The sequence below is a fragment of the Quatrionicoccus australiensis genome (assembly GCF_020510525.1).
Lineage (GTDB): Bacteria > Pseudomonadota > Gammaproteobacteria > Burkholderiales > Rhodocyclaceae > Azonexus > Azonexus australiensis_B.
The window spans coordinates 491797-514428 of record NZ_CP075188.1 but is presented as its reverse complement, the minus strand read 5'-3'; the positions used below and the strand labels follow the sequence as shown (position 1 = coordinate 514428).

Genomic DNA, 22632 nt, shown 5'->3' with positions numbered 1-22632 from the left:
TAGGTATCACCATCGGCGGCCTCGTGCTGCCGTCAGGAACTCGTCCAGAATGGGATTGCAATCCAGCAACTCGCCACTGCCGGGCGGATGAAACTCCGGATGCCATTGCAAGCCGAGCACATACGGTTTCCCCTCAAGCCGAACGGCTTCGATCAGGCCATCCGCGCTCTGCGCTTCGCAGCGCAAGCCCTTGCCGAGCGCCTTGATGCCCTGATGATGAATGGAAATAACATTGCCACCACCCTGCTCGGGATAGAGCCGGGCCAGACCGGAGGCGCCATCCCAGCTTACCGCGTGGGCGAACTTGTCATAGCTGGCATCGAGATGCAGTACAGGTGCCTCGTATTGGGTCGCGACATCCTGATACAGGGTTCCGCCCAGCGCGACATTGATCAGTTGCGCACCGCGACAGATACCGAGCACCGGCTTGCCGGCTTCCATGAACTCGTGCAGCAACTCCATTTCGTAGGCGTCGCGCTGACGGTCGCCGGCCCATGCCGGCTGCAAGGCCTGCTCGCCGTAGGATTGCGGACTGATATCCGCACCGCCCTGCAGGACCAGGCCATCAAGATAATGTGCATAATCGGAAAGACGGATGCTGCTGCGATGCACCAGGCCATCGCCGCTCACCGCAGGAATCATCAAGACCATGACCTGGCGCGACATGACCCAGTGCGCCACCGATTGTTCGAGATATTGCAGCGACTTGGACTGCAAACCGGTTGCCCCGGCCTGGGGATGAAATATTCGGGCGGACAGACCGATCCGCAACGGACTTCTAGCCATATCCGCCTCCTGTGGTTGGTGCCTCGGCGACAGATTGCTGTCTGCCGCGCAGGCGCGTTGCCTCGCCGAACCCCTTGATTGCGGTCTGGGTGGCGAAAGGGCCGAACAATTGCATCAACAGGATGGTCGCCATCAACATGCCGACCAACTCGGCCTCCATGCCGCTGTAAAGCAATTGCGTATTGACCAGCAAAACCAGCGCGATACTCGACATCGGCTGCAGGCCGACCGTCATCAGGACAACCTCCTTCGGGGACAGGCCAAGCTCGCGCCGACAAAGCAGAAGCGAAAACAGCTGCCCGGCGAAACGGGCCAGCGCGATCAGCAGGGCCGGAAACCAGTAATCCCGCAAATAGGCGATATCAAGTGCGGCGCCGGCAAGAACGAAGGTGATCACCAGGAAAACCCGGGCGTCGCTGGCGATGCGCAGGGCGATGACTTTTTGCTCGCGATCGATGTTGCTGACCAGCAAGCCGAATACCAGCATGGGCAGAAATACCGAAATATCGAGATAAATTGCTGTCCCGACGCCGAGCACAATGCAGCCCAGGATCAGCAAATGATGATGTTCTGCCTGCTTTTCCAGTTTATCGACCCCAAGCAGGACGAGGCCGGCGCATGCGCCGCCCAGCAGCAGCGAACCGAAGATGCTGCCCAGGGCCCCGCTGACCCGCTGGAAAATGCTGAGCGGCTGGCTGTCGATGAGGAAGGGAACGAGCATGACGACGAGCGCAAAGGCTGCGGCGCCGTTGATCGCCACCATGCTGTAAAGCAGGCCGGTACGCTCGCCGCGGGCCCCGACATCACTGCAGGTGGCAATCGTGATGGCCGGCGACGTTGCCAGACACAGCGCCGCGGCGAACAGAGCCGAACCGACGGAAAATCCCCAACTGACAAAGAGTAGCAGGACCAGCAATCCGGCCAGCAAGGACAGGAGGCTGCCGGCCAGCAAGCGCCGGCGCCCGGACTGCGGCGAACTGCGCGGCACCAGGTAGCCAAGTTCGAAAAGGATCAGGCCCAGCGCCAGATCGATGAACAACTGCGCCGACTCGATGTGGAGCGGGGTCACCCATTGCAGACCGCTTTGCCCGATCAGCAAACCGAACAACACATAACCGGTCGTTCGCGGCAAGGCGCACAATCGACGTGCAAGTTCGCCGGCGAGCAGGCCGCCGAGCAAAACCAGACCGAAAAGCTGAATCGAATTGAACATGAAAAAAAGGGGGGCAAGCCCCCTGCAAAACCCTCATCGATAAGGATTGTAATAAATTCAGCACAAAACTGAATTGCTTAGCAATATAATTTGCGCCTCAATCCAGCGCAAGCATTCATTCGATGAGCGAACCTTCTCCCCACCTGACCCTGGAAGTCTTGCAGCAGTTCCGGGTCATCTACGGCACCATGCGCCAGTACTTTCGCGAACTGGAGGAATGCTGCGGTCTGCCCGGCTCGCAGATGTGGCTGATCCAGGAGGTCGAGCGCCATCCGGAAATCGGAATCACCGAACTGGCGGGCCGCCTCGGCATTCACCAGTCGACCTGCAGCCAACTGGTCGACCGGCTGGTAGACAAGAAATACCTGAGCAAGCAACGCCTGAGCACCGACCAGCGGCGGGTCGGCCTTTGCCTGGACGAAGCCGGCCGGCTGGCGATCGCAGCCCTGCCCGGCCCGGCCGAAGGCGTACTGCCACAGGCACTCGCCAACATCCCGGAAGTCGCCCTTAAAACATTGCATATCAATCTAGATGAATTGATTCAGCACCTCCCCGGCCATGACGAGACTTTTGCCGCAACGCCCCTGGCCGATATGCTCGGCAAAGCCGGCAACCGGAACAAATGAACGAAACGCCGCTGGCAAATCCTTCCCGGAGATGCCGGCTAATCGCCCTGTCGCAGTCATGCCATCACCAGAAGAGGATGCAACACATGTCCATCAACACCTCCCGGATCACCGCCCTTTTTGTCGTCCTCGGCTTGTTCGCCGGCTGCGCTTCGCAACCAGCCCCCGCGCCGGCAAGCGAACCGGTCGTCGCCCCCAGTCCGGCGCCAGCCCCGGCAGCCAATACGCACCAGGCAGATAAGCCTGAGATCGCCCCCGACGAAGAGACGAACGTCTTTTTCATGCTCGCTTCCAGCACGCTGAGCCGCGACGAAAAGGACAAGCTGCGCCGGCACGCCGCCCGTCTCAAGGAAGACGGCGAACAGATCGTGACCCTGGTCGGCCACACCGACAACACCGGCAGCCGCGCCTACAACCTGGCGATCGCCGACCAGCGCGTCAATGCGGTCGCCCGCTACCTGAAGGCGCTCGGCGTCCCGACGCGCCAGGTGCGCAAGGGCTTTGCGCCGCGCGAGCAGACCCCGCCCACCTGCAAGAGCTCGGCCTGCCTGCAGAAGATGCGCCGCGTCGAGCTGATCTTCGCCGCCGACTGAGCCGCTACGCCTGGCTGCGGCTCGCCAGCCAGCTGCGCCAGCCGGCAAAGTGCGTGATGTCCTCGGCGCCTTCCAGGCCGGCGCTTTCGCAGACGAAACCGCTGACCTGGCTGCCGTCGGCGAGCTTGACCTTGCCGATGCCGAGCGGCGCCGGGATGCCGGCGACGAAGCTGCCGAATTCACGGGCCGGCAGCTCCCAGATTTCCATCTCGATCGCGGCGCCGCCGCTGGCGACGCGGACCATGCCCGGGCGTAGCGGTGGACCGCCGGCCAGGGCATAAAACCGGTATTCCGGCGCCGAGCGCACCGCGCCGATCAGGCGGCCGCCGCGTTGGGTCAGTTGCCAGTTGAGCGGCAGGCCGGACAGGTGCGCACCGCACACGGCGACGCGCAGCATGCCGTCGGGCACGCCCGGCGCGGCAATTTCGCTCGTTGGCAAGGGTTGACCGCTGGCGCCGAGCGGCAGGCCGCTGTCCTGCTGCCAGCGGTTGGCCAGTTCGAGCAGCGGCAGATCCTGGAAGGCTGGCGCGAACAGCGTCACGCCGAACGGCAAGCCGTCGCTGCGCATGGCCGCCGGCACGGCGACCGCGGCGTAGTCGAGCAGGTTCATGAAATTGGTGTAATAGCCGAGATCGGTGTTGATGCGCAGCGGCTCGGCCTCGACCGCGGCGATGGTGGGATGCAGGCCGGCGGTCGGCGTGATGACCAGATCCACGTCCTGCCAGACGGCATCGCAGCGGCGCTTCAAGGCCTTCAGGCGGTAGGCCGCGTCGAAGGCTTCGACGGCAGTCGCCTTGCCGCCGCCCAGCGTGATCTCGCGCGTCACCGGGAAGACCGACTCGGGCTGGCGCTCGATGAAATCCTTGATCGCGTGGTAACGCTCGGCGACCCACGGCCCGCCGTAGAGCAGGCGCGCGGTTTCAAGAAAGGGCGAAAAATCGAGGTCGACCGGTGTACCGCCCAGCGCAGTCAGGCGCGCCACGGCGGCGTCGAACAGCGCCGGGTTTTCGGCATCGCCGAAGAAGGCGAGCTGCTCGCGGCGCGGCACGCCGAAGCGGAACGGCGCCCCGGCCGGGAAGCGCCGGCCGTGCGGCGCGAGCGGCCAGCTGTAGGCATCCTCGGCATCGAAGGCCTGGGCGACGGCGAAGACGGCGGCGGCATCCGTAGCGGTCAACGTGAAAATCGACACCGAATCCAGCGAGCGGCAGGCCGGCACGACGCCGCGCGAGGACAGCACGCCGCAACTCGGCTTGAGCCCGACCAGGTTGTTGAAGGCAGCCGGCACGCGGCCGGAGCCGGCGGTATCGGTGCCCAGCGAGAAACTGACCTGGCCGGCGGCGACGGCGACCGCCGAGCCGGAACTCGAGCCGCCGGAAATGAACTCCGGCTTGAAGGCGTTGCGGCAGGCGCCGTAGGGCGAGCGCGTGCCGTTCAGGCCGGTCGCGAACTGGTCGAGATTGGTCTTGCCGAGCGGGATCGCACCGGCGGCGAGCAGGCGCGCCACGACGACCGCCGAGTCGGCCGGGTCGTAGGCGTAGTCGGGGCAGCCAGCCGTGGTCGGCAGGCCGGCCAGGTCGATGTTGTCCTTGACCGCGAAGGGCACGCCGTAGAGCGGCAGGCTGGCCGGATCGACGGCATCGAGCGCGGCGGCGCGGGCGAGCAGTTCGCCGCGCGGCAGCAGGCTGATCCAGGCGTGGTGATCATCGGCGGCAGCCAGATCGTGCAGATGGGCGAACAGCGCCGACGGCTTGAGGCCGGCGCGGTAGGCGGCAGCCAGCGTGGCGAGATCGAGGCTGGCGGGCAGAGTGGTGGCGTTCATCTCAGTTCTCCGTGGCGGCTTGCAGTACGAGCAGGTCCTGGCCGGCCGCGACCGGCGTCGCCTCGCGGCTGAAAACCTGCAAAATTTCACCGTCGACCGGTGCGAGGATGGAAAACTCCATCTTCATCGACTCGACGATGACCAGCGTCTCGCCGGCCTTGACCTGCTGGCCGGGTTCGACCAGCACCTTCCAGACATTGCCCGGCACCTCACTGGCGACCAGGCGCGCGCCCGGCGGCAGGTCGAGTTCGGAATCCGGCGCCGCCGCGGCGATGTCGGCCTCGCTGATGTAATCGGCCTGGCCGGCCGCCTTCCAGCGCTCGCGCTCGGCCTCGAAAGCGGCCTGCTGCTTCGCCTTGAATTCGCCGATCGGTACCGCGTTGTCGGCCAGGAAACGGCGGTAATCGGCGAGGCGGAAGGTGCCTTCCTCGATGCGCAACGAGGCGCGCCCGGCAACGAAGTCCTTGCGCAGTTGCAGCAGCTCGGCCTCGCTCACCGGCACGAAACGCACCTGGTCGAAGAAGCGCAGCAGCCAGGGCTTGCTGAATTCCTTCGTCTTCTGCCAGCGGTTCCACATCTGCACGGTGCGCCCGACGAACTGGTAGCCGCCGGGGCCTTCCATGCCATAGACGCACATATAGGCGCCGCCGATGCCGACCGCGTTTTCCGGCGTCCAGGTGCGGGCCGGGTTGTACTTGGTGGTGACCAGGCGATGCCGCGGATCGACCGGCGTCGCGACCGGCGCGCCGAGATAGACGTCGCCCAGGCCGAGCACCAGATAGCTCGCCTCGAACACCGTGTTGAATACCTGCTCGACCGAGTCCAGGCCGTTGATGCGGCGGATGAACTCGATGTTGGACGGGCACCACGGCGCGTCCTTCCTGACCGACTGCATGTACTTCTCGATCGCCAGTTTGGTCGCCGGGTCGTCCCAGGACAGCGGCAGATAGACGGTGCGGCTCGGCACTTCCATGTCGTCGACCGCCGGCAGCAGATCCTCGGCGGCGACCAGCGCGGCAAGCAAGGCGGCGCGGTCGGTGCGGCGCGCGTCGAAATGCAGTTGCAGCGAGCGGATGCCCGGCGTCAGGTCGATGATGCCCGGCTGCGGATTCGCCTGCAGCCAGTTGATCAACGCCTGCACGCGGAAGCGCAGTTCGATGTCGAGCACCAGCGGGCCGTATTCGACCAGCAGGTAGGCATCGCCGGCCTGGCGATAGACGACGCGCGGGCGGTCGCCGGCGGCCGGCAGGTCGGCCAGCACCGGCGTCGTGACGCTGTCCGGTTCGGCGACGAGCGGCGCGGCCAAAGCCGCCCCCGGCGTGCGCAGGGCAAGATCAGCATTACGCAGACGTTGCGCGGCACTCGCCGCGCTGACCGGCACGAAACGCAGCGTGTCGCCCGGACGCAACTGGCCGAGCTTCCACAGGTCGGCCTGGATGACCACGGCCGGGCAGACGAAGCCGCCCAGGCTGGGGCCGTCCGGGCCGAGGATGACCGGCATGTCGCCGGTGAAGTCGATGGCGCCGATCGCGTAGGCGTTGTCGTGGATATTCGACGGGTGCAGCCCGGCCTCGCCGCCGTCGCTGCGCGCCCACTGCGGTTTCGGGCCGATCAGGCGGACGCCGGTGCGGCTCGAGTTGTAGTGGATTTCCCAGTCGGTCGCGAAGAAAGTGGCGATGTCGGGATCGGTGAAGAAATCGGGCGCGCCGTGCGGGCCGTACATGACCGCGACTTCCCAGTGATGGCCGTAGTCCGGCGCGACATAGGCCGGGGTTTCTGCCGGCAATTCGCTGCACGGCGTGACGTGCAGCACGTCGCCCAGACGCAGCGTGCGGCCGGCGTGGCCGCCGAACTGGCCGAGCGTGAAGGTGGATTTGCTGCCCAGGTAATCGGGCACGTCGAAGCCGCCGGCAATCGCCAGATAGCTGCGGCAACCGGCATCGCTGACCGCGCCGATCCGGAGAACCGAGCCGGCCTTGGCGACATGCGCCTGCCAGAAGGCGAGCGGCTGGTCGTCGAGGGTCGCAGCGGTCGACGCGCCGGTCAGGGCAAAAACCACGTCACAGTTGAAGCGCAGGCTCGGACCGCTCATCGTGCATTCGAGGCCGGCCGCGCCTTCCGGATTGCCGACCAGACGATTCGCGGCACGCAGCGCCAGATCGTCCATCGGGCCCGAAGGCGGCACGCCGACATCCCAGTAGCCGACGCGGCCCGGCCAGTCCTGCACCGAGGTCTGCACGCCGGATTCGAGCACGTCGATGGTGTTCGGCCGGTAGTGGAAGGCGTTCAGATAGCGCGTCGTCTGGCGGCCGGCGCGGAACACCTCGCCGTCGAGGATCTGGCGCAGGTAGGCGAGATTGGTTTCGATGCCATGCACGCGCGTCGCGTCGAGCGCGGCGATCAGCTGGTCGGTCGCCGCTTCGCGGCTGTCGGCATGAACGATGATCTTGGCGACCATCGGATCGTAGTACGGCGGTACTTCCGAGCCGGTGGCGACCGCCGTCTCGACGCGCACGCCGTCCGGGAAGGCGATTTCGCTGAGCAGGCCGGAGGACGGCTGGAAGCTCTTGGCCGGGTCTTCGGCATAGAGCCGGACCTGGATCGAGGCGCCCTGCGGTGCCGGCGCGGCGGCCGGCAGTTCGAGATCGCCGGCGGCGAGACGCACCATCCATTCGACGAGATCGACGCCGGTCACTTCCTCGGTGACACCGTGCTCGACCTGCAAACGCGTATTCACTTCGAGGAAATAGAAGGCGCCGCTGTTGGCATCCATGACGAATTCGACGGTGCCGGCCGAGCGGTAGGCAACCGATTCCATCAGGCGCACCGCGGTCGCCGCCAGGCTGGCGCGCTGTTCGGTCGACAGGCCGGGCGCCGGCGTTTCCTCGATCACCTTCTGGTTACGGCGCTGTACCGAGCAGTCGCGCTCGCCCAGCGCCAGCACGCGGCCGGCGCCGTCGCCGAAAACCTGCACCTCGATGTGGCGCGCCGCTTCGACGTATTTCTCGAGATAGATGCCGGCTTCCTTGAAATTGGCCCGCGCCAGGCGGTCGACCGATGCGTAGGCTTCGCCGAGTTCGTCCGCGGACCAGATCAGACGCATGCCGATGCCACCGCCGCCGGCCGTGCTTTTGAGCATCACCGGGTAGCCGATGCGCGCCGCTTCGGCGCGCGCGTGCCCGACATCGGCGAGCAGGCCGCTGCCCGGCAGCAGCGGCACGCCGGCTTCTTCGGCCAGTTCGCGCGCCGTGTGCTTGAGGCCGAAAGCGAGCATCTGCGCCTTGGTCGGGCCGATGAAGGCGATGCCGGCGGCGGCGCAGGCATCCGAGAAATCGGGGTTCTCGGAGAGGAAGCCGTAGCCGGGGTGGATGCCCTGGGCGCCGGTCTGCTGCGCCGCGGCGAGGATCTTGTCGGCGCGCAGGTAGCTCTCGGCGGCCGGGGCCGGGCCAATGCAGACGGCCTCGTCGGCCAGCGCAACGTGCAGGGAATTGGCATCCGCTTCGGAGTAGACCGCAACGGAAGCGATGCCGAGTTTCTTCAGCGTGCGGATGACGCGGCAGGCGATGGCGCCGCGGTTGGCGATGAGGACTTTGCTGAACATGGTGTTATCTCGCTAGAGCGCGGGTCGTCCCGCTTTCTTCTTGTTCCGCCCGGGTCGTCCCGGGGGCCGGCGCAGCCGGAGCGCTGATTCTTGCGTCAGTCCCAGATCAGCAGGCGGACCGGCGTCGGGTTGTAGGCATTGCAGGGATTGTTCAGTTGCGGGCAATTCGAGAGCAGCGCCCAGACATCCATCTCGGCACGCAGCTCGACATACTTGCCGGGGCCGGAGACGCCGTCGGCAAAGGTGAGCTGGCCGTCGGCGGTGACCGGCACGTTCATGAAGAAATTGATGTTGGGCACGATATCGGCCTTGTCCAGCCCGGCGTCCGAGTTCTGGATGGCCTGCAGGTAGTTGTCGCGACAGCTGTGCATGAACTTCTTGGCGAGCGCGTAGCGCACCGTGTTGCTCTCGGCGGCACAGGCCCCGCCGACCGTGTCGTGGCGGCCGCAGGTGTCGGCGACGATGGTCAGCAGCGGCCGGCCCTCGTTGCTGCGCAGCACCGAACCGGTGGTCAGGTAGATGCCGCCCTGGCCGAGGATGGTGTTGCTGACGCTGTAATGCTCGGCGGTGTCGTGCCGGTTGTAGAAGATGATGTCGGCAGCCTGGTTGCCTTCGACATCGACGATGCGCAGGGTCTGGCCCTTGCGGATTTCATGCAGCCAGGGTTCGCCGGCCGGCAGCGTGACGTCGTAGACGGCGGCGGCCGGGTCGAGCGGGCTTTCCTGGATGCACATGGCGGTGGCGGTCATCGCGGCTCCTCAGATCAGGTATTGCATATCGCTGTTGTGCAGCGCGCGGGCGCCTTCCGGGCGGAAGGCACGGCAGTAGTCGTCGGCCGCAGCCGGGCCGGAACGCCAGGCAGCGACGCCGACCGGGGCCGGTGCGTAGCCCGGGCGCGGATCGAGCGGATGCGGCGCCGCCGAGACGGCGACGATAACGTCCATGTCGAGGCGCAGATCGACGTAGTCGCCGGCCTTGGCATGCTTCTCGGCGAAGGCGAAACGGCCTTCCTCATCGACGCTGACCTTGCTGAAGAAATTGACCGGCGCCACGAGATCGCGCCGGCCGAGGCCGTACTTGCCGATCTCGATCAACAGGCCGTCGCGCCCGGAGCGGTACATGCCGTTGCGGAACTGCTGGTAATTGTGATCGCCGTACTTGGCGTGCATCCGCTCGGCGTCGAGCAGCAGGCCGAGCGGGTCGTGCCAGCCCAGGCTGTCGGCGGTGATCGAGGCCAGGGAACAGCCCATGTCGCTCATCAGCACGTGACCGCGCGTGAAGTGCGCGGTGTGCTGCGCCTTCAGCGTGTCCGGCGGGTTATAGCGCTCGAGCTTCTGGCGCGCGTTGTAGAGCACCAGCGACAGGTTGGCGCCGGCGTCGAGCGCGGTCAGGCGCAGCGTGACGCCGCGCGGCAGCAGCCACGACCAGTGGCAGCCGCCGGGAATGACGTCGGAGAAAAGCACCCGGTCGACCTCCAGATCGGGGGCAAATTGCTGCCAGCGCTGGTCGATATCGACGGCGGCGCGGGCTTTCTGCAAAGCGGTATTCATGCGTTTTCCTCCACGGCAGCCTGCGCCGACAGGCGTTCAAGCTGCTCGAGATCGGTTTTCATGCCCGAGGTCTCGCGGATGCGGTCGAGAATCTCCCGCTTCAGCGTCAGAAACTCGGGCGCGAGTTTCATTTCCTGCTGCCGTGCGGCCGGCAGCGGCACCTCGTACACCGTGTCGATGCGACCCGGACGCGGCGCCATCAGCACGATGCGCTGACCGAGGTAGATCGCCTCCTCGACGTCGTGCGTGACGAAGACGATGGTGCTGCCCTCGATGCGATGCACATGCCGGATCAGGTCATGCATGACTTCGCGCGTCTGCGCATCGAGTGCGCCGAACGGTTCGTCCATGAGCAGGATGGGCGGCCGGCTCATCAGGGCGCGGGCGATCGCAACGCGTTGCTGCATGCCGCCCGACAACTGGTTCGGATAGGCATGCGCGACGTGCGCCAGGCCCATCAGGCGGAGCAGCGCGTCGGCGCGGCCGGAGGCCTTCTCGACGTCGGCATCGGTGCGATTGGCGATGTGCGCCTTGAGCTGGCGGCAGAACTTGATGTTCTCGATCACCGTCAACCACGGGTAGAGGCTGTAGTGCTGGAAGACCATGGCACGGTCAACGCCCGGCCCCTCGATTGGATTGCCATCAACGGCGATTTCACCGACGCTGACCGTTTCCAGGCCGCCAATCATGCGCAACAGCGTGGATTTGCCGCAGCCGGAAGCGCCGACGAAGGTGACGAACTCGTTGCGGCCGATCTGCAGGTCGGCGTTCTGCAAGGCGGTGATCGCCCCCGGTCCGCGCCCGAAGGTCTTGCCGACGCCGCGGATTTCAATGCTGGCGCTCATGAACGACCTCCGTTCAGGTAGGGAAAGGCCTTGCGATGGATCAGCCGGAAGCTCTGGTCGATGACCAGGCCGATCAGGCCGATCATCAGGATGCCGGCGAAGATCTTGTCGGTCTGCAGGAAGCGCTGCGCCTTGAGCACGGCGTAGCCGAGCCCGGAATTGGCGGCAACCAGCTCGGCAACGACCAGGTAGGTCCACGCCCAGCCCATGGTGATGCGCAGGGTGTCGAGCAAGGCCGGCTTGGATGACGGGATGATCACCTTGTCGACGATCTCGCCGCGCGTCGCGCCCATCGTCTGCGCCGCCTCGATCTGCGCCAGCGGTACCCGGCGGACATCCTCGGCGACCATCAGCACCATCTGGAAGAAGGTACCGATGAAGATGATCGCCACCTTCGAGCCTTCGTCGATGCCGACCCACAGCATGACGAGCGGAATGAAGGCGACGGCCGGCATGTAACGGATGAAGTCGGTGAGCGGCTCGAGCAGCGCCTGCACGGCACGGTAGGTGCCGATGTAGAGGCCGATCGGCAGCGCGAACAGGGCGGACAGCGCCCAGCCCGCGACGACGCGCCAGGTACTGATCGCGACGTCGTGCGCCAGGTCGTCCTCGGTCGCCCAGGCGAGCGCCCGCTTGAGCACGTCGAGCGGCCCGGGCAGGAAGATCTTGTCCACCCCGTCCAGGCTGCCCAGCAGGCCCCAGGCGAGCAGCGGCGCGACCAGCCCGGCCACGGCCAGCAGCCAGTACTGGCGCCGGTCGATGGCGGTGCGGATCTGCCACAGCGAACTGCCGCGCGAAGTCCGGCTCATCGCAAGCTCACTTGGCCAGGGCTTCGGTCAGCAGCGAGGCATCGATGCCCTTGGCCGCATCCGGCTTGCCATCGATCAGCTTGTTGTCGAGCAGGAACTTGGCAATGGTCGGCGCCACGGTCTGCAACGACTTCGGATCGGCGGCATTGAAAGCAGCCTGGTTGGCGGCAGCATCGAAGAACTTGGTACCGGGCAGGAAGACCTTGTATTCGTCGGCCTTCATGCTGACCACCTTGGACATGATCGCAGCGGCTTCATCCGGGTTCTCGCGGATGAACTTCTCGGTGTCGAACCAGGCGCGGATCATGCCGACCAGGTCCTTGCGCTTTGCCTTGATCGCCTTGTCCTGCGCGACCAGCAGGTCGGGGATCAGGCCCGGCATGTCCTTGGAGGTGAACAGCGCCTTGCCCTTGCCGCTCTTCTCGATCTGGTTGACCCACGGGTTCCACACCACGGCGGCATCGACGCGACCGGACATGAAGGCGGCAGCAGCATCGCCAGCCGACAGATTGACGACCTTGACGTCCTTCTGGCTCATGCCGTTCTTGGCCAGCGCGGTGGCGAGCACGAAATGCGAGATGCTGAACTCCTCGAGCGCGATGCGCTTGCCCTTGAGATCAGCAAAGCCCTTGATCTTCGGGCTGACCATCAGCGCGTCGTTGCCGGCCGAGTTGTCATTGACCAGCACGGCCTTGACCGGCACGCCCTTGGCGAGCGGGCCCATGGTGTCGGACCAGGTTTGCGAGTTGGCATCGAGCTGACCAGAGGACAGCGCCGAGATCGAGTCGGTGTAGTTGGCGAACCAGACCAGTTTGACGTCGGCGTGGTGCTTCTTGAAGAAGCCCTTCTGCTCGGCAACGTACCAGGCCACCCAGCCCGGCCAGTCGGACACGCCGACCTTGACTTCGGCCAGCGCCGGCGCCGAGGTGGCGATCAGCGACAAGCCGACGCCGAGCGCGACGGCGCCCTGGCGCAGGCGGGAGAAAACGGAAGAAACTTGCGAGGCCTCGCCGGAGAGGATGGAGCGGCGGGCGGAACGGGCTGCGAGATTGTGCATGACTGACTCCCTTGCGGATCGGATAAATGGGCGAGAGGGCGCTTCGTCAAAGCGATCCTCCCGGGCTTTTATCCCTCCGTGGAGCCATGCCTTGCCGACAACGAGTCCGGCATTTCATGACCGGCAGCTCTCGGACCAGACATCCCGCCCGACCTTGCGATCGACTGACGAAACCGGAACCCTAGCTACCCTTCGAAGAAGCGAACGCGCTACAACAGTTCCGCCCCTCTCGACAGTCTATTTAGCACGTCGTATGCCAAGCAACGCGGTGCAAAAATTGTCATTTAAAAACAGTCGAATAACTTTCTGCGACACATCAAAAAGGAGACCCGGCCAGCGCACCGCGTTGCATCGTGGTGCCCTGGATTACAAAAAGCACCACTTTGGTGCAGCTTATCCTTTGAAAAATTCGTTATACCTATGCCAAAAGACGTAGTATTCAGGCGTCGACCGATAAAAATCATGAAGCTACGGAAATTTCCCTTGCATAGCACCATCGCACAGGCCAGATCCGCCGCCCGAACAAGAACATGAGGCCTCCCCAAAACCTGCGCAAACTGCTGCTCTCCAGCCTGGTGCTTACCAATTTGCTGGTGGTTCTGCTGTGTATTTTCTCGCTGCAGCAAAGCCGCGAACAGTATGAACAGCGCGCCGAATCGCTGACCCAGAACATCGCCAGCGCGCTGGATCAGGACGTTTCCGGCAGCATTACCCGCATCGATCTGGCTTTGCGCACGGTGGCCGACGAACTCGAGCGCCAGCTGGCCGGCAAGAAAATCGACGAGGCCGGCATGACGGCCTTCCTGACCCGGCACGAACAGCGCCTGCCCGAGGTCGAAGCCTTCCGGGTATCCGATGCAGACGGTCTGGTCATTCTCGGCAAGGGCCTGGTCAAGGAAAAGAGGATCAACTGGGCTGACCGCGATTACTTCATTTATCACCGCGACCACAGCGACAGCACGCTGCACATTGCCGAACCACGCATGGGGCGCGTCGCCCAGCAATACATCATCGGTTTTTCACGCCGCTACAACAAACCGGACGGCAGCTTTGCCGGGGTGATTTCGGCGCCCATTGCGCTCAGTCACTTTGCCAAAATCGTTTCCCGTTTCGATCTCGGACCACACGGCACCATCGTGCTGCGTGACGACAAGCTGGGCCTGATCACGCGGTTTCCAGCCATCCCCGATCAACCGGCAGGCCAGGTCGGCAACCGCAGTGTCTCGGCAGAACTCCGGCAACTCGTCGAGTCCGGTATCGCAACAGCGAGCTATCACACCCCGAACGGTCCCGATCGGCAGGATCGTCAGCTGACCTACCGGCGCCTTGTCAAGGCACCGATGATCGTTGTCGCCGGCGCCGCCAGCGAGGATTATCTGGCGGACTGGCGTACCGAGCTTTACCAGACTTCGGCGATGGCGCTTGCCTTCATGCTGCTGTCCGCCCTGTCCGGCTACTTCATGCTGCGCCAGCTGAGCCTGACCCAGCTGCGCGAGGCAATGCTCAACCACAGCGTCGAACATGGCCTGCGCCAGCAGGAAAGCCTGCGCCGCCTCAACGAAATCGCCGCGCTCTCGCATTTGCCGCTCGACAAACAATTGCAGCAGGCACTCACGGCAGGCAGCAAGCTGCTGGAACTCGAGTTTGGCATCATCAGCCAGGTCAGCGGCGACATCTACCATATAGTCTCGCAAGTCTCGCCGGACAACGTCCTGCAGGACGGTCAGGAGTTTCCCTTCGGCAACACCTATTGCAACATCACGCTGCAAGGTGAATGCGTCGTTGCCATCTCCCGTATGGGTAGCTCAAGCCATGCCCGCCATCCCTGCTATACCGCATTCCGGCTTGAGTCGTACATCGGCGCACCGGTCCTGGTGAATGGCAAGGCGTACGGAACCGTCAATTTCAGTTCCCCCACGCCCTACCATCGCGAATTCGACGACACCGACCGCGAATTCATGGCCCTGCTGGCGCGCTGGGTCGGCTCGGCCATCGAACGCGAGCAGGCACAACAGCTGCTGGCCAGCAACGAGCGGCAATTGCAGACCATCATCGACACCGAGCCCGAGTGCGTCAAACTGCTGACACCGGATGGCCGGCTGCTGCAGATGAACCGCGCCGGGCTGGGCATGATCGAGGCCAACTCGGCCGAGCAGGTACTTGGCTGCGACATCCTCACCGTCATCGCGCCGCAGGACCGTGCCGCCTTCCGCGCCCTCAACGACGGCGTCATGCAAGGCAAGGCCGGCTCGCTCGAATTCGAAATCATCGGGCTCAAGGGCGGACATCGCCAGATGGAAACCCATGCCGTGCCGATGCGTGACAACGAAGGCCGGATCACCTCCATCCTCGCTGTCACCCGCGACATCACCGAGCGCAAGCGCAACGAAGCCGAACTCGAGTTGCACCGGCGCCATCTGGAAGAACTGGTGCAGCAGCGCACCACGGCGCTGATGGAAACCGAAGCGCGCGCCACACACATCCTCCAGTCGAGTGCCGACGGGCTATACGGCGTAGACGCCAAAGGCCTGATCACCTTCATCAATCCGGCCGCCTGTGAAATGCTCGGCTACACGGTCGAACAGGTCATCGGCCAGGCTGGCCACGCCCTCTTCCATCACAGCAAGCCGGACGGCAGCCCCTATCCGCTGGAGGAGTGCCCGAGTCACAACGCCCTGTGCCAGGGTATCAAGATGCGTGCCGACAACGAGGTCTACTGGCATGCCGATGGCCATGCCGTGCCGGTGATGTATGCCATACATCCCATGCTGGCCGACGGCAGGACGATAGGCGCGGTGATCAGCTTCGTCGACATGAGCGAACAACGGGCCACCGCCCAGGCCCGCGAACAGGCCCTGATGGCCGCCGAGAACCTGGCGCGTATCCGCAGCGAGTTTCTCGCCAACATGAGTCATGAAATCCGCACGCCGCTCAACGGAGTGCTCGGCTTTGCCGACATCGGTTTCCGCAATTGCGAGAACCCGGCCAAGGCGCGCGACGCCTTCGCCAAGATCCAGCTTTCCGGCAAGCGCCTGCTTGGCGTCATCAACGATGTGCTCGATTTTTCGAAAATAGAGGCCGGCAAACTGAATATCGAGCAGACGCGGGTCCATCTCGGCGAAGTCATCGAACACACGCTGGATCTGCTGCGCGACCGGGCCGAAGCAAAAGGAATAGAACTGCATACCGAACTCGCCGCCGACCTGCCGGAGAGTTGCCTGAGCGACCCCTTGCGGCTCGGCCAGGTGCTGCTCAATGTGCTCTCCAACGCGATCAAATTCACGGCCCACGGGCATGTCAGCCTGAGCGCCTCGGTGCGCGGCGATCAGCTCGCATTCCGGATCAGCGATACCGGCATCGGCATGACAGCGGCGCAACTGGGTGACCTGTTCAACCCCTTCCACCAGGCCGACGCCTCGTCAACCCGCAAGTTCGGTGGCACCGGCCTCGGGCTGGCGATCAGCAAGCGCATCCTCGAACTGATGCAGGGCAGCATTGAAGTGCAGAGCCAGCCCGATGTCGGCACAACGGTCGACATCCTTTTGCCCTACATTTTCGCGCCGACGGAAGCCGAGCCGGAAAAAGCCGCCGAGCCAGCCGCAAGCGCCGGCAAACCGCTGCTTGGATTGTCCTTCCTGGTCGCCGAAGACGAGCCGATCAACCAGACCATACTGGAAGCCAACCTGATCGAGGATGGTGCGACGGTGGTCGTGGTCAGCAACGGGCGCGAAGCGGTCGAACGCATTGCCCGGGATGGCGGTGCCGCCTACGACTATGTCCTGATGGACATCCAGATGCCGGAAATGGACGGCTACGAGGCAAGCCGGCTGATTCGCGAACTGGCGCCCGACTTGCCGATCATCGCGCAAACGGCACACGCCTTCAGCGAAGAGCGCGACAAGTGCCTGGCCGCCGGCATGATCGGCCATCTCGCCAAACCGGTCGACCTCGAAGAATTGCTCAAAATGCTCCGCCAGCATGCCCGGCCGGAGCGCCAGACCACACCTGCCTGAACCAGTAATTCAGCAGGCTTACAACCAGCCGGCCACCTTGCTGCGCTCGGGCACACCGCCGGCATGCACGACCTTGCCATCGACCACCACGCCCGGCGTGGACAGCACGCCGTATTTCATGATTTCGGGCAGATCCTCGACCTTGGACAGGCTGATGCTGACGCCCTTCTCGGCCGCCACTTCCTCGATCAGGCGAACCGTGTTCTTGCAGTTGGCACAGCCGGTGCCGAGTACCTTGATGTCTTTCATGGCACAACTCCTTAAAGTACGAGATTGAATACGTAGCCGACGAGCAGGATGCCGGCCGCCACGACACCGACGAAGGTGGCAATCAGCGGCAGGCGCAGCACCTTGCGCAGGATGATCATTTCCGGCAACGAGAGCGCGATGACGCTCATCATGAAGGCGAGCACGGTGCCGAGCGCCGCGCCCTTGCCGATCAGCGCCTCGACAATCGGAATGACGCCGGCCGCATTGGTATACATCGGCACGCCGAGCGCCACGACGGCGGGCAGCGACCACCAGGGCGCATCCTTGCCCATGAACGAGGCCATGAAGTCTTCCGGCACGTAACCATGGATCGCTGCGCCGAGCGCAATACCGACCAGGATGTAGGGCCAGACCTTGCCGACGATTTCGCGGACATGGCGAGCGCCGGCCGTGAAGCGCTCGCGCCAGCCCAATTGCTCGCCGGCAAACTCGGGCGCCGAGCCGGCCAGGATGCCCTGCACCCAGTCCTCGAGATGGCGCTCCATTTTCAGATGACCGATCACCAGACCGGCAATGATCGCCACCGTCAGGCCGAGCCCGAGGTAGAGCGCCGCCACCTTCCAGCCGAACATGCCGAAGAGCAGGACCAGCGCCACCTCGTTGACCATCGGCGCCGAAATCAGGAAGGAGAAGGTCACGCCGAGCGGCACGCCGGCCGACAGGAAGCCGATGAAGAGCGGCACCGCAGAGCAGGAGCAGAAGGGCGTCACGATACCGAGCAAGGCCGCCAGCACATTGCCGACGCCGACCCGCTTGCCGGAGAGCAGCGCACGCGTGCGCTCGGGCGAGAAGAAGGTCTGGATGATGCCCATCAGGAAGACGATGCCGGTCAGCAGGAGCAGGACCTTGGGCGTGTCGTAAAAGAAGAAATGCACCGCTTCGCCGAGCGGCGTGCCATGCGCCAGACCGAGGGCGGCAATCACGGCATCGGCAAACTCGGTCAGATGACTGTAGACCGCAAACCAGAGCAGCGTCGCCACGGCCAGGCCGAGCAGCCAGACGCGCAGGGACGGACGGGAGTTTTCAGGGAGGTCGGCAGAGCCCATGGTTGCGATCCGGAATTCTGTTCAGATGAACGGAAGACGCAGCATGCCGCGAAAGGATGCAGGGAGGTGCATTTAATTTATGCCGACCGGAACCGGTCGACCGCTACGACTCGCCCGAATCTGCCAGCGGCGGGCGCGGCACGAAGCAGCAGACTTCGCCATCGGCATCGAAACGGACCTGGCAGGCACTGACCAGTTGCGCGCGCAAACGCCGGCGCGCCCGTTGCAGGCGCGACTTGGCGCCGGGCAGCGAGATGCCGAGGCGCTCGGCCAGCACCTGCTGCGTCTGGCCTTCGAGATCGCACAAGGTGATCGCCAGGCGGTCGGCCGCCGACAGTTCGGACAGTACGCGCGGCAGGCACTGGCTCAGCGCATCGACGACGGGTGCCGCCTCCGCCCCCGGCGCCGGAATGTCGGCCGGCAGTTCGACATGCTCGCGGCTGCGCCGCAGACGATCGAGCAGCGCGTTGCGCGTTACCTCGAAGAGCCAGGCGCGCGCATTCTCGATACGGCAGAACTTGGCGTCCTGGCGCAGCGCCTTGATGAAGACTTCCTGCAGGACATCATCGACCTCGTCGGCCGGCGCGCCGTGCCGGTGCAGGTAGGCGCGCAATTCGCCGACATGGGCTTGCCAGGCGGTCAACAGGCAGGGAACGGCCATTTTGCTCAGTCGGCCTCGCCGGCGAAAAAGCGCGTCTTGAACCACAGCGCCAGGCTGACCAGCGCTATCATCACCGGCACCTCGACCAACGGCCCGATCACCGCGGCGAAGGCAGCGCCGGAATTGATGCCATAGACGGCAATCGCCACCGCGATCGCCAGTTCGAAATTGTTGCTGGCGGCAGTGAAGGACAGCGTCGTGCACTTCTTGTAATTAGCCCCGAGCTTGCGGCTCATCGCGAACGAGAAGAGGAACATGACGACAAAATAGATCAGCAGCGGAATGGCGATACGCACGACGTCGAGCGGAATGCTGACAATGAGCTGACCCTTGAGACTGAACATGACGACGATGGTGAACAACAGTGCGACCAGCGTCAGCGGCCCGATCTTCGGCACGAAATGCGTGTGGTACCAGTCCTTCGAAACGTAGCGCAGCATGATGACGCGGGTCAGCACGCCGGCGACGCAGGGAATGCCGAGGTAGATGAAGACGCTTTCGGCAATCTGGCCGATCGAGATATCGACCACCATGCCGGTCAACCCGAAAAAAGGCGGCAAAACGGTGACGAAAAACCAGGCATAGATGCTGAAGAAGAGCACCTGGAAGATCGAATTGAAGGCAACCAGGCCGGCGGCGTATTCAGTCGAACCCTTGGCGATGTCGTTCCAGACGATGACCATGGCGATGCATCGGGCGAGGCCGATCAGGATCAGGCCGACCATGTATTCCGGCTGGTCCGGCAGAAAGATCACGGCCAGCGCGAACATCAGGATCGGCCCGATGATCCAGTTCTGGACCAGCGACAGGCCGAGCACCTTCTTGTCGGCAAAAACGTCGGGCAATTCCTCGTAGCGCACCTTGGCGAAAGGCGGATACATCATCACGATGAGGCCGAGCGCAATCGGGATATTGGTCGTCCCGACCTGGAAGCGGTTGATGAAAGCCTCCGTGCCCGGCACGAAATAGCCCAGCGCGATGCCCAGGGCCATCGCGGCAAAAATCCACACCGTCAGGTAACGGTCGAGGAAGGAAAGTTTCTTGCTGACTGCACTCATGTCCTGCTCCCACGCGAAACCCGGCACGGCTTCGCTTGTTGAAAACTATGCTTAGAGCGTACCGATCCGGTCCAGCTCGGCCTGCAGGCGTGCCCGCTCGCCAATCAGTTCGGCCAGCGGCAAGGCGAGGAAAGCCTCGATACGGCGGCGCAGGATGCGATAGGCCGTCATGAAGGCGGCGTCGATTTCCGCATCCGTGCCCACGGCATGCGCCGGGTCCTCGACGCCCCAGTGGCTGCGCACCACCTGCCCGAGGTAGGCCGGACAGGTTTCGCCGGCGGCGCTGCCGCAGACGGTGATCACGATATCCGGCGTCAGCGGCAGGTTTTCCCAGGACTTGCTGGCGTACCCCGCCGTTGCAATCCCTTCACGCGCCAGCAAGGCGAGCGAACGCGGGTGCACCTGTCCGGTCGGCTTGCTGCCGGCACTGATCGCCCGCCAGCCGGCCGGCGCCAGGTGATTGAAGGTGGCTTCGGCGAGGATGGAGCGACAGGAATTACCGGTACACAAAAAAAGAATGTTCATTTTTCCACTCCCGGCGAACCGCCATCAGCCGGCCCGCAGACCGCACTCAGGCGCAGATCGCCACATTGTTCAGGATGACCGGCGCAGCACTCGGCGGTCAGATAGTCGATCACCGTCTGCATCAGGCCCATGTTGGCGCGGTAGCGCTGGAAACGCCCCTCCTGCACCACCGTCAACAAACCGGCCTGGTTCAGGGCCTTCAGGTGAAAGGACAGGTTGGACGGCGGCAGATCGAGGCTGGCGGCGATATCGCCGGCAACCAGACCGGCCGGCCCCTGCCTGACCAGCAGGCGAAAAACGTCGAGCCGGATCGGCGAGGACAGGGATTCGAAAACGGCGATGGCAGCATTTTTTTCCATACTTCGATATTACAACAAATATTGAAATAACAAAGCATGCCCTGCCAAGGTAAAAGCGAAAGCAGTAAACATTGGCTGCAAGAAGCTTCTAACTTGGTGCGAACCAGGCGAACTCGTCCCCTACTCTGCAATCCCGATCAGCCGCCCATGCCAACGCACTTAACGTACCAGTTGCGGCGCACCACAGGTCAGAGTGAAAACGGAGACATCGGCAATACCGATCTGAATGCCGAGCAGCGACAACACGGGGGCAAGAATAGCGTCAAGCAGGGCAAAGACCGGGTTCAGGACCCCGCGCAACGCATCAAGCAGGGTTCCCAGTTTCAGATCCAGACCAAGCAATTTGACGTCCAGAATCAGGCTGCTCGCGAGCACATTGAACAAACCCGTCGTCGACAGGCCATCAACAGACTGGGTATTGCCCGCGTTGAACGGCCCGCTGAATGCGAGGTCTGCCGCCCCCCCCGGCAGATTGACCTCAGCCCGGGCATCCACCGTCACCAAGCCAAGAACATTAAGAATGGTAGCCTTGCTCACCGTGGCCGCCGAACTGCGATTGGTCATCGCATCGGCATTGACGTTGCCGACATAGGCGCGCACCGCACTGGCGGCAACCCCGACATTGACGATGCTGCTATCTCTTGGATAGCGGCAATCGATGCTCTTCAGCCAGGCATCGCCAGCCGCAACTTCGAGGTAGAGAGGCAAGTTGACCAAACCGCCGAGCACCTCGCCAATCACCAGATGCAATTTCAGGCGCCATTGCGATGTATGGGCCCGGGTACGCCAGTTACCATCGGCACCGCGACCAGGCGGACCAATGGCGATACTGGGTGGCTCGATCATGGTCAGGGCGACATCGAGTTTGGCCAGGCCACCAAGATCCAGACCGAGCGCCGGTATATTGATGAAGTTTTTGCCATTCGCGACTTGTGCAGCCAAGGTCACCAGTTGCAGCAAATTGATATTTGCCTCGGCTGCGCTATTGCCCGGTGCCAACGAGGCATCGATCAAGTCACCCAGCTTCAGCGAGAGATCGCCACCAGATTTCAGGGCCAACAAATTCAGGGTATCGATCACCGTCGCATCGACGGTTGCCAGATCGGTCTGAGTCAACGCGGTGGCGGTCAGTTTGAGAAGGTCTGCCAGGGTCAAATCGAGTGCCAGAAGCTTGTCGACCGTCCCGACCGAAGCCTGCGCCTTGACCAGATCAAGCAAACGCACGCTGGTCGTGGCCAGCCCCCGAAAAGAGGCGACGCCGAGATCGAGCGAGGTATGCAGCAGCTTGCCGAGCAGGCCATTGAGCAGCACGGACTTTTGCGTGTCGATGTCGAGTAGCGCCGTGCCGATCGACAAACCGGCAATATCGCTGCTCGCCGCGATAGCCGTTGCGCTGACGTCACGACTGCCGAACATGAAGAAATAAGGCTGGGTCGTTGTTACCGTGACCTGCACCGCATTCAGATCGGCAGCCCCCCCTCCGGCAGTAAAGGCCTTGGCGCGAAAATCGTACGCACCGACAACGCTGACCAAGCGGTTGTTGCGCCCCCCCGGCACGGCAAAATTGTTAAGTGCGGCGCTATCAAGCGCCACCGCCGGTGCGGCGGCAATATCGTTGATCGCTGACAGGGCAGCCATGTCAGCCACGTTCTGCAATTGCCGTTTGGTCTGGAACAAGCTACCAAGATCGACCGCCAGAAGCCCGGCTCCGATAATCAAGGCAAGGCCGCTGGCAGCCATGGTACTGATCGCACCGCGCTGCCAGGAGCGCCCTGCCGAACGCCAGGAGCTGAAAAACATC

The 22632-nt window shown here is 63.9% G+C and carries 19 protein-coding genes and 1 riboswitch; of the genes, 3 read left to right on the top strand and 16 right to left on the bottom strand.

The window, feature by feature from the left end; translation table 11 throughout:
• Nucleotides 1-6 precede the first annotated feature (6 nt).
• On the bottom strand, nt 7-786 hold the full coding sequence (locus tag KI612_RS02485) for a gamma-glutamyl-gamma-aminobutyrate hydrolase family protein (RefSeq protein WP_226442258.1): 780 nt from the start codon (nt 784-786) through the stop codon (nt 7-9).
• Entirely contained in the window at nt 779-1999 is a 1221-nt protein-coding gene (locus KI612_RS02480) for a cation:proton antiporter (protein WP_226442257.1), read from the bottom strand. The genes KI612_RS02485 and KI612_RS02480 overlap by 8 nt, the downstream gene beginning before the upstream one ends.
• Nucleotides 2000-2121: 122 nt before the next feature.
• Here KI612_RS02480 and KI612_RS02475 point away from each other — a divergent pair, with 122 nt between their 5' ends.
• Nucleotides 2122-2625: a MarR family winged helix-turn-helix transcriptional regulator gene (locus KI612_RS02475; protein WP_226442256.1), complete on the top strand. Its 504-nt coding sequence runs from the start codon at nt 2122-2124 to the stop codon at nt 2623-2625.
• An 86-nt stretch (nt 2626-2711) separates the two neighbouring features.
• The gene (locus KI612_RS02470; protein WP_226442255.1) at nt 2712-3218 is read left to right on the top strand and encodes an OmpA family protein; all 507 of its coding nucleotides are present in this window, start codon (nt 2712-2714) and stop codon (nt 3216-3218) included.
• A 4-nt stretch (nt 3219-3222) separates the two neighbouring features.
• Here the strand turns inward: KI612_RS02470 and atzF are convergent, their stop codons facing one another.
• The 7 genes from atzF to KI612_RS02435 form a co-directional block, all read right to left on the bottom strand.
• A complete protein-coding gene (gene atzF / locus KI612_RS02465; RefSeq protein ID WP_226442254.1) occupies nt 3223-5037 on the bottom strand; it encodes an allophanate hydrolase in 1815 nt (604 codons plus the stop codon).
• Nucleotide 5038: 1 nt separating this feature from the next.
• Nucleotides 5039-8638 (bottom strand): urea carboxylase, encoded by a 3600-nt coding sequence (uca, locus tag KI612_RS02460; RefSeq protein ID WP_226442253.1) that lies wholly within the window; start codon nt 8636-8638, stop codon nt 5039-5041.
• Nucleotides 8639-8733: 95 nt separating this feature from the next.
• Nucleotides 8734-9387 (bottom strand): urea amidolyase associated protein UAAP2, encoded by a 654-nt coding sequence (locus KI612_RS02455; protein WP_226442252.1) that lies wholly within the window; start codon nt 9385-9387, stop codon nt 8734-8736.
• 9 nt (nt 9388-9396) lie between these two features.
• Nucleotides 9397-10188: an urea amidolyase associated protein UAAP1 gene (locus KI612_RS02450; RefSeq protein ID WP_226442251.1), complete on the bottom strand. Its 792-nt coding sequence runs from the start codon at nt 10186-10188 to the stop codon at nt 9397-9399.
• Nucleotides 10185-11033: an ABC transporter ATP-binding protein gene (locus KI612_RS02445; protein ID WP_226442250.1), complete on the bottom strand. Its 849-nt coding sequence runs from the start codon at nt 11031-11033 to the stop codon at nt 10185-10187. Before KI612_RS02445 ends, KI612_RS02450 begins: the two co-directional genes overlap by 4 nt.
• Complete coding sequence (locus KI612_RS02440; RefSeq protein ID WP_226442249.1) at nt 11030-11842, bottom strand: ABC transporter permease; 813 nt, start codon at nt 11840-11842, stop codon at nt 11030-11032. Before KI612_RS02440 ends, KI612_RS02445 begins: the two co-directional genes overlap by 4 nt.
• Nucleotides 11843-11849: 7 nt before the next feature.
• The gene (locus tag KI612_RS02435) at nt 11850-12899 is read right to left on the bottom strand and encodes an ABC transporter substrate-binding protein (RefSeq protein WP_226442248.1); all 1050 of its coding nucleotides are present in this window, start codon (nt 12897-12899) and stop codon (nt 11850-11852) included.
• A gap of 55 nt (nt 12900-12954) precedes the next feature.
• Nucleotides 12955-13095, bottom strand: a riboswitch (guanidine-I (ykkC/yxkD leader).
• Nucleotides 13096-13429: 334 nt separating this feature from the next.
• Here KI612_RS02435 and KI612_RS02430 point away from each other — a divergent pair.
• Nucleotides 13430-16912 carry an ATP-binding protein gene (locus tag KI612_RS02430; RefSeq protein ID WP_226442247.1) on the top strand — a complete coding sequence of 1161 codons (3483 nt, stop codon included), beginning with the start codon at nt 13430-13432 and terminating at the stop codon, nt 16910-16912.
• Nucleotides 16913-16930: 18 nt separating this feature from the next.
• Here the strand turns inward: KI612_RS02430 and KI612_RS02425 are convergent, their stop codons facing one another.
• The 7 genes from KI612_RS02425 to KI612_RS02395 form a co-directional block, all read right to left on the bottom strand.
• Entirely contained in the window at nt 16931-17161 is a 231-nt protein-coding gene (locus tag KI612_RS02425; RefSeq protein ID WP_226442246.1) for a thioredoxin family protein, read from the bottom strand.
• A gap of 11 nt (nt 17162-17172) precedes the next feature.
• On the bottom strand, nt 17173-18228 hold the full coding sequence (locus KI612_RS02420) for a permease (RefSeq protein WP_226442245.1): 1056 nt from the start codon (nt 18226-18228) through the stop codon (nt 17173-17175).
• A 103-nt stretch (nt 18229-18331) separates the two neighbouring features.
• Complete coding sequence (gene sigZ / locus KI612_RS02415; RefSeq protein WP_226442244.1) at nt 18332-18889, bottom strand: RNA polymerase sigma factor SigZ; 558 nt, start codon at nt 18887-18889, stop codon at nt 18332-18334.
• Between the two features lie 5 nt (nt 18890-18894).
• The gene (gene arsB / locus KI612_RS02410) at nt 18895-19947 is read right to left on the bottom strand and encodes an ACR3 family arsenite efflux transporter (protein WP_226442243.1); all 1053 of its coding nucleotides are present in this window, start codon (nt 19945-19947) and stop codon (nt 18895-18897) included.
• Nucleotides 19948-19998: 51 nt separating this feature from the next.
• The gene (locus tag KI612_RS02405) at nt 19999-20472 is read right to left on the bottom strand and encodes an arsenate reductase ArsC (RefSeq protein ID WP_226442242.1); all 474 of its coding nucleotides are present in this window, start codon (nt 20470-20472) and stop codon (nt 19999-20001) included.
• The gene (locus KI612_RS02400; RefSeq protein ID WP_226442241.1) at nt 20469-20831 is read right to left on the bottom strand and encodes an ArsR/SmtB family transcription factor; all 363 of its coding nucleotides are present in this window, start codon (nt 20829-20831) and stop codon (nt 20469-20471) included. Before KI612_RS02400 ends, KI612_RS02405 begins: the two co-directional genes overlap by 4 nt.
• Nucleotides 20832-20990: 159 nt before the next feature.
• The gene (locus KI612_RS02395) at nt 20991-22631 is read right to left on the bottom strand and encodes a TadG family pilus assembly protein (RefSeq protein ID WP_226442240.1); all 1641 of its coding nucleotides are present in this window, start codon (nt 22629-22631) and stop codon (nt 20991-20993) included.
• Nucleotide 22632: the final 1 nt, after the last annotated feature.

Coding starts and splice junctions, on each gene's coding strand:
- KI612_RS02485 (WP_226442258.1), bottom strand. CDS start 786: ATGGCTAGAAGTCCGTTGCGGATCGGTCTGTCCGCCCGAATATTTCAT.
- KI612_RS02480 (WP_226442257.1), bottom strand. CDS start 1,999: ATGTTCAATTCGATTCAGCTTTTCGGTCTGGTTTTGCTCGGCGGCCTG.
- KI612_RS02475 (WP_226442256.1), top strand. CDS start 2,122: ATGAGCGAACCTTCTCCCCACCTGACCCTGGAAGTCTTGCAGCAGTTC.
- KI612_RS02470 (WP_226442255.1), top strand. CDS start 2,712: ATGTCCATCAACACCTCCCGGATCACCGCCCTTTTTGTCGTCCTCGGC.
- atzF (WP_226442254.1), bottom strand. CDS start 5,037: ATGAACGCCACCACTCTGCCCGCCAGCCTCGATCTCGCCACGCTGGCT.
- uca (WP_226442253.1), bottom strand. CDS start 8,638: ATGTTCAGCAAAGTCCTCATCGCCAACCGCGGCGCCATCGCCTGCCGC.
- KI612_RS02455 (WP_226442252.1), bottom strand. CDS start 9,387: ATGACCGCCACCGCCATGTGCATCCAGGAAAGCCCGCTCGACCCGGCC.
- KI612_RS02450 (WP_226442251.1), bottom strand. CDS start 10,188: ATGAATACCGCTTTGCAGAAAGCCCGCGCCGCCGTCGATATCGACCAG.
- KI612_RS02445 (WP_226442250.1), bottom strand. CDS start 11,033: ATGAGCGCCAGCATTGAAATCCGCGGCGTCGGCAAGACCTTCGGGCGC.
- KI612_RS02440 (WP_226442249.1), bottom strand. CDS start 11,842: ATGAGCCGGACTTCGCGCGGCAGTTCGCTGTGGCAGATCCGCACCGCC.
- KI612_RS02435 (WP_226442248.1), bottom strand. CDS start 12,899: ATGCACAATCTCGCAGCCCGTTCCGCCCGCCGCTCCATCCTCTCCGGC.
- KI612_RS02430 (WP_226442247.1), top strand. CDS start 13,430: ATGAGGCCTCCCCAAAACCTGCGCAAACTGCTGCTCTCCAGCCTGGTG.
- KI612_RS02425 (WP_226442246.1), bottom strand. CDS start 17,161: ATGAAAGACATCAAGGTACTCGGCACCGGCTGTGCCAACTGCAAGAAC.
- KI612_RS02420 (WP_226442245.1), bottom strand. CDS start 18,228: ATGGGCTCTGCCGACCTCCCTGAAAACTCCCGTCCGTCCCTGCGCGTC.
- sigZ (WP_226442244.1), bottom strand. CDS start 18,889: ATGGCCGTTCCCTGCCTGTTGACCGCCTGGCAAGCCCATGTCGGCGAA.
- arsB (WP_226442243.1), bottom strand. CDS start 19,947: ATGAGTGCAGTCAGCAAGAAACTTTCCTTCCTCGACCGTTACCTGACG.
- KI612_RS02405 (WP_226442242.1), bottom strand. CDS start 20,472: ATGAACATTCTTTTTTTGTGTACCGGTAATTCCTGTCGCTCCATCCTC.
- KI612_RS02400 (WP_226442241.1), bottom strand. CDS start 20,831: ATGGAAAAAAATGCTGCCATCGCCGTTTTCGAATCCCTGTCCTCGCCG.
- KI612_RS02395 (WP_226442240.1), bottom strand. CDS start 22,631: ATGTTTTTCAGCTCCTGGCGTTCGGCAGGGCGCTCCTGGCAGCGCGGT.